Here is a 13993-nt window from a genome sequence, read left to right as displayed (position 1 = left end):
GTCAGCCAAGGAGCCTTGCATGCAAACCCCCGTGATATCCCGACCGCTGGAGCCGGCGTTGTTCGCCCGCGCGGCGAGCCTGGAACGCCACCGCGTCGCCCCCGGCGGCCTGACGGTGATTGGCCTTGAACCGGGCGACCGGCTGGAGGTGATCGACCTCGAAGGCGACCAGCGCGCCGAGTTGCTGGCCTTCGCCGGCAGCCGCCCGGCGCTGGGCGCCCTCGGCCTGCGGCCAAGCCCCGACACCGGTTTCATCAGCCACCTGCTGCACGACGGCAGCCGCGAAGCCGCGTACATGACCGAGGGCCTGGTGCGGCGCGGTATCGACTGCCGGCACCTGCCGGAGGCCGCGCGACTGTGGCCCGCCGGCACGCCGGCCAATCACAGCCGCCGCTTCCATGCCGCCGAGGCGCTGCTGGTGATGGTCGCCGCGCCCGGCGGGCCGACCGCCGTCGACAGCCAGGCACGGGCCAGCGAGCTGCGCCTGCTGATCCACCGGATCAATCCGCGCAATGCCCTGGCGCCGCCGTTGCCCGCACCGCTGGGCGAGGTGGTGGACGAGTTCACCATTCGCCCAGGCTCGGCGCGGGACTATGCGGTACGTGCCGGCCAGTACATCCAGGTGCTGGATGTCGCTGGACGGCAGTGCTCGGACTTCGTCGCCTTCGACCGTCGCAGCCTGGATGCCGGCCGCGAAATCGACCTCGACCCGACCGTGACCCGCACCCTCAACGGCAGCGCCTATCCAGGGCCCGGCCTGTATAGCCGCTTCTACGACCGCAACCTGCAACCGATGCTGGAAGTGGTGCGCGACACCGTGGGCCGCCACGACACCTTCGCCCTGGCCTGCACCGCGCGCTACTACGAGGCGCAGGGGTACTTCGGCCATGACAACTGCAGCGACAACCTCAGCCGTGCCCTCGCCGCCCACGGCGTGACAGGTCGCCCCGGCTGGCCGGCGATCAATTTCTTCTTCAACACCGGGGTCGACGCCCACCAGCACCTGACCCTCGACGAACCCTGGTCGCGCCCCGGCGACTACGTGCTGCTGCGTGCCATGACCGACCTGGTCTGCGCCAGCAGTTCCTGCCCGGACGACATCGACCCGGCCAACGGCTGGCTGCCCACCGACATCCATATCCGTGTGTATAGCGAAAAGGAGCGTTTCAGTATCGCCATGGCCACTCGAAAAACGCCCGACGCCGACCCGGTGCTGACCCGCGAAAGCGGCTTCCACCCCGGCACCTCCGCCCTCACCCGCCAGTTCAGCGAATACCGCGGCTTCTGGACCCCGACCCAGTTCGACGGCTACGGCACCCTCGCCGAATACCACGGCTGCCGCGAACGCGTGGCGGTGATGGACCTCTCCGCCCTGCGCAAATTCGACGTGCTCGGCCCCGACGCCGAAGCCCTGCTCGACCATTGCCTGACCCGCGACGTGCGCAAGCTGGCGGTGGGTCAGGTGGTCTACAGCGCGATGTGCTACGACCACGGCGGCATGCTCGACGACGGCACCCTGCTGCGCCTGGGCGCCGATGCCTTCCGCTGGATCGGCGGCGAGGACCATGCCGGTGACTGGCTGCGCGAGCAGGCGGCGAAGCTGGGCATGAAGGTGTGGATCAAGAGCGCCTCGGAGCAGATCCACAACATCGCCGTGCAAGGCCCGCTGGCCCGTGCCCTGCTCAAGGAGATGATCTGGACCCCGGGCACCCAGCCGAAACTCGAAGACCTCGGCTGGTTCCGCTTCCTCACCGGGCGCCTGGACGACTACAACGGCCCGCCGCTGATGGTCTCGCGCACCGGCTACACCGGCGAACTGGGCTATGAAATCTGGTGCCACCCCAGCGACGCCCTGCGCGTGTGGAACCGTGTCTGGGAGCTGGGCGACCCGCTGGGGTTGGTCCCCCTCGGCCTGGCGGCACTGGACATGCTGCGCATCGAAGCCGGGCTGATCTTTGCCGGCTACGAATTCTGCGACCAGACCGATCCGTTCGAGGCCGGCATCGGCTTCTGCGTGCCGCTGAAAAGCAAGCAGGCCGACTTTATCGGCCGCGAAGCCCTGCTGCGCCGGGCCGCCCATCCGCAGCAGAAACTGGTGGGCCTGGAACTGGACGGCAACGAACCGGCGGCCCATGGCGATTGCGTGCGGGTCGGCCGGGCCCAGGTCGGGGTGATCACCAGCGCCACCCGTTCGCCGGTGCTGGGCAAGAACATCGCCCTGTGCCGCCTCGATGTCGCTCACTGCGTGCCGGGCACCCGCGTCGAAGTGGGCAAGCTCGACGGCCAGCAGAAGCGCATCGGCGCAACCGTGGCCGCCGGCACCGTGGCCTATGACCCGGACAAAAGCCGGGTGCGGGCGTGAGGACGAAACTGGAGGAGAAATTGCTAGGTGTAAGTCGAGGGACTGTCCCCACCGTCAAGGAGTAGCGAGCGATGTGGTTCAGCAAAGCGTCCAGTGAACTGGCCAATGAAGTCAGCCAGTGGCTTGAACACCTGTCCAGCAACGGCGGCGGCGCGCTCAATCCGCCGGTTCTGCAGCGTCAGCCGCGCTTGGCCGGCGCCCTGCAGCACCTGCAACGGGATTGGACGGAGCTGCAGCGGGTCCGCCAGCAGGCCGAGCGCCAACCGCCGCCGCCCTGCACCGCCGAGGAGCACGCTGCCCTCGAACGTCGCGTGGCGGAAGCCGAAGCGCGGGCGGCGGCCCTCGCCGCCGAACGCGACGACGCCGAACAGCGCTGCCTGACCCTGGAGGCCGAGCGGCAGCGCTGGGACGAAGAACGCCAGGTCTGGGACCTGACCAAGCGCACCCTCACCGAAGGCTGCTGGGCGATGAACGTGGTCAACGGCGACCCGGACCATCCGCAGAACGTGATCCGCTGGTCCGAGCAGTTCCGCAACCTGATCGGCTACAACCGCGAAACGTTCCCCGATGGCTGGGACAGCTACTTCGGCGTGGTCAACGCCGACGACCTGAAGAACGTCATGAAGGTATTCAACAGCGCCATGGTCGACAGCCAGGGCGACGGCCTGTACGCCGTGGAATACCGCATGCGCCACAAGACCCGTGGCGAAGTCTGGTTCCGCGAGCGTGGGCGTTGCCTGCGCGACGCCCAGGGGCGGCTGACCTGGGTGACCGGTGCAGTGCGGGAAATCAGCGACGAGAAAACCGCCGCCTCGCTGCATGACCGCGAGCAGGCCAGCATCCAGGCCACCTACGGGCAGATCGCCCAGGTCGCCGGGGTGATTCGCGGGATTGCCGAACAGACCAACCTGCTGGCGCTGAACGCCGCCATCGAAGCGGCGCGGGCTGGTGAAGGCGGCCGCGGCTTTGCGGTAGTGGCCGATGAAGTACGCAACCTGGCGCGCCGGACACAAGAGTCGGTGCAGCAGATCCAGACCATGTTGCAGAGTCAGTGACACAGCATCGCTGCGGTTCGGCGCCCCGACTAGCGCGCTCCTACGCGATTTCTGTAGGAGCGAGCTTGCTCGCGAAGAACCACCAAGCAACAAATCCAAAAACAAGAAACCAGCGTCGTCCCCTTCCCTCTGCCCACCACAACTATTCCAGCGACAACGCATCGAGGATTGAGTGATGGAAGAACAGAAAACGCCGACCCTGGAGGAACTCAAGGGTCTGATCGAGATGACCAACACCCTCAATATGGAAATCTTCTATTGGTGGTGCATCGCCCTGATGATCCTGATCCACGCGGGGTTCCTCTCCTACGAAATCGGCGCCTCGCGCCTGAAGAACGCCCTGGCCGCCGGGGTGAAGAACATCCTCGCCTTCGGCTTCATCGTCCCCACCTTCTTCCTCTTCGGCTGGGCCATCTACAACGCCTTCCCCGACGGCCTCGTGCCGCGCATGGACGCCCTCGCCGCGGCCATGCCGTGGAGCCAGAGCATGGGCCCGAACATCAAGGACAACGCCACCGGGATTTTCTGGGGCGCCTTCGCCCTGTTCGCCGCGACCACCGGTTCGATCCTCTCCGGGGCCATCATCGAACGGGCGCGGATGAGCGCCTTCATCATCATGACCATCCTGCTCGGCTCGGTGCTGTGGCTGTTCGGCGCCGCGTGGGGCTGGCACCCGGAAGGCTGGCTGACCGTGAAGTGGGGCTACCATGACGTCGGCGCGGCGGGCGTGGTGCACATGATCGCCGGCTTCTTCGCCCTGGCGGTGGTGATCAACCTCGGCGCCCGCATCGGCCGCTTCAACCCCGACGGCAGCGCCAACGCCATCGTCGGCCACAGCATGCCGATGAGCGTGGTCGGCTTGATGCTGATCATCGTCGGCTTCTTCGGCTTCCTTGGCGGCTGCATCATCTACAGCTCGGGCGCGCAGTGGATCAACATCTACGGCGCACCCACCACCCTCTCCGCCTTCGCCTTCAACACCCTGATGGGCTTCGCCGGCGGCCTGATCGGCGCCTACCTGACCAGCCGCGAGCCGTACTGGATGATGTCCGGTGGCCTGGTCGGGATCATCTCCGTGGCCCCCGGCCTTGACCTCTACCACCCCGGCCTTGCCTACCTGATCGGCATGGGCGTGGCCGCCGTGGCGCCACTGGTGAACAACCTGCTGCTGAAATTCCGCCTCGACGACGCCGTTGGCGCCTTCGCCGTGCACGGCTTCGGTGGCTTCGCCGGGCTGGTCATCAGCGGCATCTTCCTTGCCGGCTACCCGAACATGAACGGCATGGCGCCGATCAGCTTCTTCGGCCAACTGGGCGGCGCGGTGGTGATGGCGGCGCTCGGCTTCATCCCCGGCTACCTGGTCTCCTGGGCACTGAAGAAAGCCGGCGTGCTGCGGGTTCCGGCGCATGCCGAAGAGCGTGGCCTGGACCTCACCGAAGTCCCGGCCCAGGCCTACCCGGAATGGAGCGGGATCTATGGTGAACCGGTCAGCAAACCCAAGGCGAACCTGATCGCCGAAAGCAAAGCCACTGTCTGAGGAGCAACGCCATGAGCATCAGTACCTACGAAGGCGCCAGCGCCGTATTCACCTTCGCCGACAAACCGGTCGTGCTGGGCTTCATCACCCTGGTGGTGGTGGCCGCAACCCTGTATGCCCTGGTGACGACGTTTGTGCATGAGAAGCACAGCTATGCGATGCCGGATGAGGAGTTGCCGAAGCTGAAGTGACGCCCGAAAAATCGCGAGCGAGCTCGCTCCTACAGGCCCCTGTGGGAGCCGGCTTGCCAGCGATGGGGTCAGCCCTGACGACATTTCGCTGGCAAGCCAGCGCCCACAGAGCGCCTGCATCGTTCAAACAGCCTGCCCTTCTCCCACCAGCTTCAACCCGACAATCCCGCCAACAATCATCAACAAGCACAACCCCTTCAGCACTCCCAGCGATTCCCCCAAAAACAGGCTGCCATACACCACCGTCCCCAGCGTGCCGATCCCCACCCATACCGCATACGCCAGGCCCAGCGGCAATTCGCGCACCGAGAGGCTCAGCAGGTAGATGCTCAGCGCCAGGAAAAACCCGCAATACAGGCTTGGCCACAGCCGGGTAAAGCCTTCGGTGCGGGGGATGATCGAGGCGTAAAACACCTCGCACACGCCCGCGAAAATCAGGTAGCCCCATCCATTCAACCCGCCCATCGCACAACTCCCTCAATCCCAATGAAAACGCCGACGCAAGGCGTCGGCGCAGGGTTTTGCCTCACTCAATTCGAGTATTTGTAGCCCACCTCGCCGTGGGCGGAGAGGTCCAGGCCATCGACCTCGGCTTCTTCATCCACACGCAGGCCACCGCACAGCGCTGCCGCCAGCTTGAAGGCGACCCAGCTTGTGACCGCGGAAACGCTGATGCTGAACAGGATCGCGCCGGCGTTGATCGACAACTGTTCCATCAGGCCACGCCCTTCGGCGAAGCCCTGGCCACCGATGGCGGTGAGGGCGAACACCGGGGTCAGCAGGCCGCCGAGAATGCCGGCCACGCCATGCACGCCGAACACATCGAAGGCGTCGTCCAGGCCGATCATCGGCTTGAGTTTGTCCACCGACCAGACGCACACCGGACCAGCGATCAGGCCCAGCAGAATCGCGCCCATGGGCCCGACATAACCGCACGCCGGGGTGATCGCCACCAGCCCGGCGATGGCGCCGGAGATCGCGCCGAACAGGCTCGGCCGGCCGCGGTGCTGCCACTCGACGAGGATCCAGCCCAGCGCCCCGGCGCAACTGGCAAGCATGGTGTTGACCATCACCAGCATGGCGAAGCCGTTGGCCGCCAGCGCGCAACCGCCGCAGAAGCCCAGCCAGCCGACCCAGAGCATGCAGCCGCCGGTGAAGGTCATGGTCATGTTGTGCGGCGCCAATGCCGAGGTGCCGAAACCGCGTCGTCGCCCAAGCATCCAGGCCCCGACCAGCGCGGCAATACCAACGTTGAGGTGCACCACGTTGCCGCCGGCAAAATCCTGCACGCCAAGGTTGAACACCCAGCCGCCGCCCCAGGCCATGTGCGCCATGGGGATGTAGTTGAGGGTCAGCCAGATGGCCATGAACACCAGCACCGCGCTGAACTTCATGCGCTCGGCGAAGGCGCCGACGATGATCGCCGGGGTGATCGCGGCAAACAGCAGCATGAACAGGAAGTACAGGTATTCGGGGATGGTGCCGACCACCGTGTCCTTGGTCACGCCGCTCATGAACAGCTTGTCGAGGCCACCGATCACCGCTTGCAGCGAGCCGCCGTCGGCGAAGGTCAGGCTGTAGCCATAGACGGCGAACAACACCGCCATCAGCGACGAGGTGCAGAACACCTGCATCATGATCGACAGCACGTTCTTGCTCCGCGCCATGCCGCCATAGAACAGCGCCAGACCCGGCAGCATCATCAACAGCACCACCAGCGAGCACAACGCCACGAAGGCGGTGTCGCCACTGTTGATCGCGGGCGGCGCTTCCTCGGCCAGGGCCGCAGTCGCGCTCAACATCAGGGAAAGGCCCAAGGTACCGCGGACCACAGGTGAAAACCGGATCATTGCCCACTGCCTCCAATCGATGGGGATGCCTGCACCCCGTGCTCGGATGACGGGTCGGCATTCGGGTGCCTCGGGAAGAGCATCCTTCCGCGTGGCTGTTGAGTTGCCCCATGGACAAGGCAATTGGCCTGCCAAGTTCTTCGCTCAGCTTTCATCAAGATTCAAGCAGATGATTTAAAAGACTTTTATTTGAAATTTCGGCGGGAAGACGGTCTTTTTGGTATTTCCCCGAGGGAAAGTTAGTTTCTTTTTGTGCAACTTTTAAGTGCACTTCACCGTGAAGGTGCTTCACTCCGGGCGGCCCGCTTCAGCCTCGTGCACCGCCGCTCGAATTCCCGAGGCAGCCGAAGAGGCATCACCTTGATATCATCGTCCAAAACCAAGGACTGGAGAGTCTTGAGCAATGACTACGAACGTTGATATCGCCGCCACGCTACACCGTAAATATGGCGTGCTGGTCGAGCCCTCCTCGCTGAGCGACGAGGTGGTCCAGCGGCTGGCCAAGAAGATCAACTACCCGCGAATCACGTCCTGGCAAACGCTGAAGGACTGGAGTGACCGGGTGCTCGGCGAAGGCGAGTCCGTGCGTTTTCTGCTTCCGCAGTCGCCAGGCCGCAACACCCATTTCGGCACGCTACGCTTCCTCAGCGAAGAAGCCCGGGAATTGGTCGAGCATATCGCCGAGCGTCAGGTGGACCAGGCGATCGGTCAACTGGAGGAAGCCGAAGAGGACGTCGATTTCGACGATGAAATCGAGGCCGAGGTCGCCGTCTTCGCACCCGGCGCCGCAGAAGTTGAAGCCATTACCTCGAGCGCGCAACGCGGCCTGAATACCTTGCACGCCCTGCTCGAAGAAAGTGACCGCTGGGAGCCGGTGATTGCCGCACGCATCGAGGACCTGCTCAAGCAGCACCGCGGCACAGAAGAAGTGGACACGCTGAGCGTGATGAGCGCGCTGCTGGACCAACTGAACAAGCCGATCAAGGCGATCCGCGAACTGAACGAAAAGCGCTCGGCTGACGTAGCCCGTTCGATGGCGCCCGCCGTAAGCAACTAAGCCAAAACGCCTCCCGCCAGGCCGGTAATCCGGCCTGGCATCTCTACGCTAGAACCGCGTAACACCCTCTATTCCAAGACATTTTTCTGTCTGACCCATCAAGTTTTCTGGCATACCATCAGTTTAAAAAGTATTTGCAAATGCGAATTACACGCAGATACTATCTGCCCGCCTTTCTCGTTGTCCTACAACCTCCCGCCAGGATTTCAAACTCGATGCGTCGCACGATCGTCTCGCTGTGCCTGCTCCACGCCATTCCTTCACTGGCTTTGGCTGCCCAGTCCCCCGAAAACGCCACCGGCAACGTCCAGCTCGACGCGGTGAACATCAACGCCGACGCCGCCGACTACGAGCGCGCCGACGGTCCGGTGCAAGGCTACAAAGCCACCCGCTCTGCCAGCGCGACACGCACCGACACGGCGCTGCACGAAACCCCGCAATCGATCAGCGTGGTGCCGCGGGATGTGCTGGAAGACACCGCGTCCACTCGCCTGCAGGACGCCCTCGACTACGCCGGCGGCGTGGGCCGGGCCAACAACTTCGGCGGCCAGGGGCTGACCACCGTGACGGTGCGTGGCTTCACTACCGGCGAGTACTACCGCAATGGTTTCCCGATGAACCGTGGCTACCCCAACGCCCCGGACGCCAACAGCGTCGAGCGCCTGGAAGTGATTCGCGGCCCGGCCACCAGCCTGTACGGCCGTGGCGATCCTGGCGGCACCTTCAACGTGGTCAGCAAGCAGCCACTGCCGGAAAGCAAAGTCACCCTCGGCAGCCAGTTCGATGACCAGGGCATGCACCGCGCCACCCTCGATGCCACCGGCCCGCTGAACCAGGACGGCAGCCTCGCCTATCGCCTGAACATCCTCGGCGAAGGCGGCGACAGTTTCCGCGACGATGTCGAGAGCGAGCGCTACGAAGTCGCGCCGGTGCTCAGTTGGCAGGTCAACGACGCCACGAAGATCATCTTCGAAGGCGACTTCATGCGGAACAACCACCCGCTGGACCGTGGCCTGACCCGCTACACCACCCAGACCGGCAGCGCCTCGCGTGACACCAACATCTGGGAAAAAGGCAGCGACAACCTGCTGCACAACGACAACGACATGGCCCAGTTGCGCTTCGAGCACGCCCTGAATGACAACTGGACCCTCGGCGGTGGCTTCCAGTGGCTGGACGGCACCCTGCAAGGCAACGCCGTCGAAGCCAACGGCGCGCCGGCGGACGGCCGCACCCTGCAGCGCAACTTCAACTGGCGCAAGCTGGACTGGACCGACCGCGATTACCAACTCAACCTCACCGGCCACTTCGACACCGGCGGCTTCGCCCACACCTTGCTGACCGGCGTGGAATACGAAGACTACGACTACCAGTCGATCATCCTGCGTTCGTCCGCCGCCGTCGGCACCTACCCGATCGATATCTACAACCCGGTGCTGGGCCAGCCGCGCCCGGCCCTGACCCGCACCACCACCCACGACCAGGAAAACCTCAAGACCTGGGCCTACTTCCTGCAGGATCAGGTAGCGCTGACCGAGCGTCTCAAGGCGCTGGCGGGTGTGCGCATCGAACGCTTCGAGCACCACTACGACAACTACCTGCCGGGCACCAAGGGTTGGGAAGCTGCCGAGAACGCGGTGACACCGCGCTTCGGCCTGATCTACGACCTGACCGACAGCCTCGCGGTCTACGCCAACACCTCGCGCTCGTTCAAGCCCAACAGCGGCGCCAGCCTGCAAGGCGACGGCTTCGAGCCGGAAAAGGGCAAGTCGTATGAACTGGGAATGAAGTGGGAAGCGCTGGACCGCCAGCTCAGCGTCGACGGCGCGATCTACCACATCGTCAAGGAAAACGTGCTGACCCGCGACCCGACCGACCCGAACTACAGCATCGCCGCAGGCGAGGTACGTAGCCGCGGCCTGGACCTCAACATCGCCGGCAACCTCACCCCCGAGTGGCGCGTGATCGGTGGCTACGCCTACGTCGATGCCGAAGTGAGCAAAGACAACCGCCTGCCGACAGGCACCCGCCTGGCCAACATCCCGCGCAACAGCTTCAGCCTGCTCAACACCTACGAATTCCAGGACGGCGTCGCCAAGGGCCTGGGCCTGGGTGTGGGGATGAAATACGTCGGCGACCGCAACGGCCAGACCGAAGCCGTGACCTACACCATGGAACGCTACAGCGTGGTTGACCTGTTGAGCTTCTACAAAGTCAACGAGCATGTGCGGCTGAACCTGGATGTGAAGAACGTCTTCAACAAGGGGTATGACGAGGGGGCATTCAATACCTACGCCTATCCGGGTGCGCCGCGGACGGTGCAGGTGGGGGTTGCGTATACCTTCTGAGTAGGCTGATGGCCTCATCGCCGGCAAGGCCGGCTCCCACAAGAGCGTGGCTGACCTCGCAATAGAGGCCAGACAAAACCTGTGGGTGCTGGCTTGTCGGGCGCCGAACCGCAGCGATTGCGCCAGTCCATTCACCACCGCTATCGCTGACGACCACGCCTTCTGAATCACTGCACCAAGCTGTTGCGCAACACCGCCAGCATCTCGTCCTCATGGTTCTCGATCGTAAGCTTCGCACCCCAGTTATCCGACACCATCATCAAGTACTGCTTGATACTGTCGATCCCTTGCTGGTGGTAGTGATCCTTCTTCGCCTTCGGCATGTAGTTGCTCAGCTTCGAGTTTTTGCTGTGGCTGATCAGGCACAGGTTGCCGAAAGCGTTGACCCGGCTTTTCGGCAGCCTGAGCTGCTCTGAGAGCGGGTTCTGCGGATAGTAATGCTCCACCGAACTGCGGAAGGTGAACACGAAGTCGCGGATCTTCTGGTCGCTGCCTTTCTTCTGCTCCCACAGCAGATAGTCGAGGTAGTTGAACACCAGGTTGTTCTCGATGACGCCGTACGTCAGCCGGCTAGCGAGCACCTGGTTTTCTTCCACTCCCTCCCGACACGTTTCCTCGTTCGCGTAGATCAACGCGTAGTAACCCGCCTTATCTTCCGGCGCCGCGAGCACCCGGTCGAACACGAATGAGCGGGCGATCATTCGCAATGCCGCCAGGTATTCACCCGCCTCCACTGGGTCTCGTTGCCGATACAGATAGCGCAACGCGGCGGTCAACCAGTACTTGTAGACCTGGCTCGGAGCGGACACATGCAGCGCGCTCGACAGCATCAGGATGCTGCGATTGATGCCGATATCCTCCTCGTCTTCACCAAAGGTGTTGACGTAGCTGATCGCACGCTTGTCCGAGTACTTGAAGCGTTTCAGGCTCCAGCCGTCCGTTGCATTGTGAAATTCGCGCTTGATCACGTAGTGGTCGTAAAGCCATTTGCAGCGCAACAGGGCAAGCACGAAACCCTTTACCCGGTCCGGGTCACTGCCTTCGAGTACATGCGCCTCGAATGCGGGCAGCAATTGCTTGTCATCCAGCGTCAACCGTACCGAACCCGATTCGCCCATCCAGACCTGCAACACCTGCAAGAGGAAGTTGGGGAAGTTGATGACCGAACTGAAACGTTCGGGCGCGCCGTCGTCTTGCTCTTCCTTGTGCTTGTCACTGGTGCTGACAGGCATTTCGAGAATGCTGGTCAGCGTCAGCCTGACGCCCTGATCGAGGGTATCGGAATGCGTGTCCGCTACCGCCAGCAAGGCGCTCAGATCATCGAAGCGCTCGACATTCAGCAGGCCACCTTCATTGATGAACAGCCGTTCTCGCACCACCGGACCGAAGCCCATTTGCACGTACTTTTCCATGTTCGCGCAGGCTTCCCAGACCTGGTGCAGGCAGGTTTGGGCAGCAGGCTCTTTCTCCAGCACCTTGAGCAACCGCGCCTTGAGCACTTCGTGTTTCTCAAGCTGCTCACCGCGGTTGTTCATGACTTCGAAGTAATGGTTCAGATCAGTACCGACGGGCACCTCGACCCGCATGATCTGCACATGGGTGAAGAGGTAATCGGCAAATGCCGACAGCTCCACCGCGTCGCCCAACAACCTTGGCACCAGCTCGCGGATCAGCCGATAGCCCGCCAGGATGCCACTGTTGATTGCCTCGGCCGGCATGCCCTCGGTGCCATCGGCATCACCTTGTGCTGCGGCAATGGCGGCGAAGGTATCGGTGGAGCGCGGGCGGTTCTCGAACTCGATTCGAGGTGCATCCAGCCAGTCCAGCGCCGTCGGCAAACGCTTTTTCAGGTACAGCATCAACAGGGACAGGGTGGTCAGCCGCTGCTGGCCGTCGAGCGTCTCGAACAGCGCCGTACCGGCCCGTTCGCGGCGGTCGACCACCAGCGAGCCCAAGTAGTAGTTCTTCGTGCTACGACCCCGGTCCTGCATGGCATCGAGGACGTCCTGGATCAGTTGCGAGATCTCCGCCTCTTCCCACGCGTAATTACGCTGGTACATGGGGATCAGGTAGTGCGCGCTGCCATCGAGCAGTTGCCGAGTGGACAGCTGGAGAATGGGCTCACTCATGGAAATTCATGTCCTTGAACAGTTGCAGCAACTCAGGTTCCTTTCTTGTGCTCACCACCATCGGCAACGGATGGGCAAGAAAATCCCGGGGCCGTGACAGGTTCTGAATCATCCGAAACAGATTGTTGGCCAGTGCATGGTTGTCCACCGTGGCCAGGTGCACCGCGTGCCGCTCCAGGCGCAGGCGATAAGCCCAGACGAACGCCTTCTCGATCGCACGGGAGATGTCCTCCAGGCCGAAGGTGTCGATGTAGTAGACAAGCAGGCAGTCGAACAACCCGCGCACATAGCGATCGCCGGTGCGGCTGCGGCCTTTGTAGGTGGCGAGGGTGGCGAGAATGGCGCGGGCCTGAAGCGCCAGCTCCGCCGTCGTTTGCAGCGCCTTCAACTGCCGCAGCGCGCCGACCTGGCCCTGGTAATGCACGGCCATTTCGAAAAAACGCCGGCCGTTGATGATGGTCTGGTCGAGGTGGAAGGGAAACGCAAGCGCATCGTCGGAGCCGGCTGGCAGCGCACGGTTCTGCTGGTCCACCCACTGGTGGGTCATGCGCAGTTGTGCCGCGTAGGGATACTGCGCCGGGTCGGCAAGGTTGACGCCCTTGAACAGGCCCACATCCTCCTTGCCGAAGTAGCGCGCGGATTCACCCTTGGCCCAGCGCCGGATCCGGTACAGGTAGTTCTCGAACAAGCGGGCCAGTTGGTCGCTGTCGTTGGCCTCCCAGCCGGCGACCACACTGGCCTTGAACGCATCATCAGCCTGATCGAATTCCCGCAGGTGATACGCCTTGAGCAGGTCATGGGGTTCGAGGTCGCGCCCACGGGCATTCTGCGAATCGAAGAACTGAAAAGCCTCGGAGATATCACCCAGGGAGAAGCACACCACCTCGCAGCGGTTCAGCAGGAAATCGATGTGCGCCTCGCTGAAGTCGCCGGACTGCACCAGGCGGCAAATCGCCTGGTAGTTGCGCTGGAGATTGCGAATCGAGGTCTGGCTGGTGAATTCGGGATTGCTCAACCCGTCCTTGAGCTGGACGAGTTGCTCGCGCAGATCGCGCGACTCCAGCTCATCCAGGCGGTGGGCTACCAGCGCACGCACAATCAGCATCAGCGTCAACGTGCGCTGTTGCCCGTCGACGATGTTCAGTTCGCCGTCATTGCGATGGAACACCACCGTGCCGAGGCGATACGGGTGCTCGCCGGCGAAGGTGGCGAGGTCGTGGAAGAGCTGGCCGAGGTGTTTTTCGGTCCATTTGTAGGGGCGCTGGTACACGGGAATGTCCAGTTGCAGGGACAGAAGCTGCGCCACCGTGCGAACGTGCAGGTGGAGAGGCTCCGGAACGTGGGCAGTCATGGGGTCGGTCCTTGATCGTTGGTAGTGCCGCCGCAAAGGGTAAGGCAGGCGCATGCTCGCCGATACCCGCGTCAGCATATGTCGCGCTCGCGCTCACAATTGCCGCGCTGCTA

9 protein-coding genes and 2 pseudogenes are annotated in these 13993 nt (G+C 63.4%); 7 read left to right on the top strand and 4 right to left on the bottom strand.

Annotated elements, in window-relative coordinates:
* Nucleotides 1-19: 19 nt before the first annotated feature.
* The 5 genes and pseudogenes from NTD82_RS28765 to NTD82_RS28750 all read left to right on the top strand — a co-directional run bounded on the left by NTD82_RS28765 (nt 20) and on the right by NTD82_RS28750 (nt 5145).
* Entirely contained in the window at nt 20-2362 is a 2343-nt protein-coding gene (locus NTD82_RS28765) for a DUF1989 domain-containing protein (protein ID WP_262131179.1), read from the top strand.
* A gap of 71 nt (nt 2363-2433) precedes the next feature.
* A pseudogene (locus NTD82_RS29175) lies at nt 2434-3114 on the top strand (PAS domain-containing protein); the annotation flags it as partial.
* 15 nt (nt 3115-3129) lie between these two features.
* A pseudogene (locus NTD82_RS29545) lies at nt 3130-3405 on the top strand (methyl-accepting chemotaxis protein); the annotation flags it as partial.
* A gap of 187 nt (nt 3406-3592) precedes the next feature.
* Nucleotides 3593-4954, top strand: a complete 1362-nt coding sequence (locus NTD82_RS28755) for an ammonium transporter (protein ID WP_095155139.1) — start codon at nt 3593-3595, stop codon at nt 4952-4954.
* Between the two features lie 11 nt (nt 4955-4965).
* Nucleotides 4966-5145, top strand: coding sequence for a hypothetical protein (locus NTD82_RS28750; RefSeq protein WP_095155140.1), 180 nt, complete (start codon nt 4966-4968; stop codon nt 5143-5145).
* A gap of 123 nt (nt 5146-5268) precedes the next feature.
* Here NTD82_RS28750 and NTD82_RS28745 read toward each other — a convergent pair whose 3' ends face one another.
* Nucleotides 5269-5610, bottom strand: a complete 342-nt coding sequence (locus NTD82_RS28745) for a DMT family transporter (protein WP_095155141.1) — start codon at nt 5608-5610, stop codon at nt 5269-5271.
* A gap of 65 nt (nt 5611-5675) precedes the next feature.
* The gene (locus NTD82_RS28740; protein WP_410017096.1) at nt 5676-6995 is read right to left on the bottom strand and encodes an ammonium transporter; all 1320 of its coding nucleotides are present in this window, start codon (nt 6993-6995) and stop codon (nt 5676-5678) included.
* A 403-nt stretch (nt 6996-7398) separates the two neighbouring features.
* Between NTD82_RS28740 and NTD82_RS28735 the strand changes: the two genes are divergently transcribed.
* Nucleotides 7399-8052 (top strand): hypothetical protein, encoded by a 654-nt coding sequence (locus NTD82_RS28735; protein ID WP_110968697.1) that lies wholly within the window; start codon nt 7399-7401, stop codon nt 8050-8052.
* A gap of 215 nt (nt 8053-8267) precedes the next feature.
* Nucleotides 8268-10400 carry a TonB-dependent siderophore receptor gene (locus tag NTD82_RS28730; protein WP_262131177.1) on the top strand — a complete coding sequence of 711 codons (2133 nt, stop codon included), beginning with the start codon at nt 8268-8270 and terminating at the stop codon, nt 10398-10400.
* 167 nt (nt 10401-10567) lie between these two features.
* Here NTD82_RS28730 and NTD82_RS28725 read toward each other — a convergent pair whose 3' ends face one another.
* Together NTD82_RS28725 and NTD82_RS28720 are read right to left on the bottom strand one after the other, a co-directional pair.
* Nucleotides 10568-12529, bottom strand: a complete 1962-nt coding sequence (locus tag NTD82_RS28725) for a DUF262 domain-containing protein (protein ID WP_262131176.1) — start codon at nt 12527-12529, stop codon at nt 10568-10570.
* Nucleotides 12522-13880, bottom strand: a complete 1359-nt coding sequence (locus tag NTD82_RS28720; RefSeq protein WP_262131175.1) for a DUF262 domain-containing protein — start codon at nt 13878-13880, stop codon at nt 12522-12524. The genes NTD82_RS28725 and NTD82_RS28720 overlap by 8 nt, the downstream gene beginning before the upstream one ends.
* Between the last annotated feature and the right edge of the window lie 113 nt (nt 13881-13993).

Origin of the sequence: Pseudomonas sp. 5P_5.1_Bac1 (assembly GCF_025466015.1) — a bacterium.
Classification (GTDB): domain Bacteria; phylum Pseudomonadota; class Gammaproteobacteria; order Pseudomonadales; family Pseudomonadaceae; genus Aquipseudomonas.
Note: the sequence above shows the minus strand (reverse complement) of the source record. Positions and strands in the feature narration are given on the sequence as shown.

Bases quoted from the DNA above. Each gene is read 5' to 3' on its own strand.
- NTD82_RS28765 (WP_262131179.1), top strand. From the start codon at position 20: ATGCAAACCCCCGTGATATCCCGACCGCTGGAGCCGGCGTTGTTCGCC.
- NTD82_RS28755 (WP_095155139.1), top strand. From the start codon at position 3,593: ATGGAAGAACAGAAAACGCCGACCCTGGAGGAACTCAAGGGTCTGATC.
- NTD82_RS28750 (WP_095155140.1), top strand. From the start codon at position 4,966: ATGAGCATCAGTACCTACGAAGGCGCCAGCGCCGTATTCACCTTCGCC.
- NTD82_RS28745 (WP_095155141.1), bottom strand. From the start codon at position 5,610: ATGGGCGGGTTGAATGGATGGGGCTACCTGATTTTCGCGGGCGTGTGC.
- NTD82_RS28740 (WP_410017096.1), bottom strand. From the start codon at position 6,995: ATGATCCGGTTTTCACCTGTGGTCCGCGGTACCTTGGGCCTTTCCCTG.
- NTD82_RS28735 (WP_110968697.1), top strand. From the start codon at position 7,399: ATGACTACGAACGTTGATATCGCCGCCACGCTACACCGTAAATATGGC.
- NTD82_RS28730 (WP_262131177.1), top strand. From the start codon at position 8,268: ATGCGTCGCACGATCGTCTCGCTGTGCCTGCTCCACGCCATTCCTTCA.
- NTD82_RS28725 (WP_262131176.1), bottom strand. From the start codon at position 12,529: ATGAGTGAGCCCATTCTCCAGCTGTCCACTCGGCAACTGCTCGATGGC.
- NTD82_RS28720 (WP_262131175.1), bottom strand. From the start codon at position 13,880: ATGACTGCCCACGTTCCGGAGCCTCTCCACCTGCACGTTCGCACGGTG.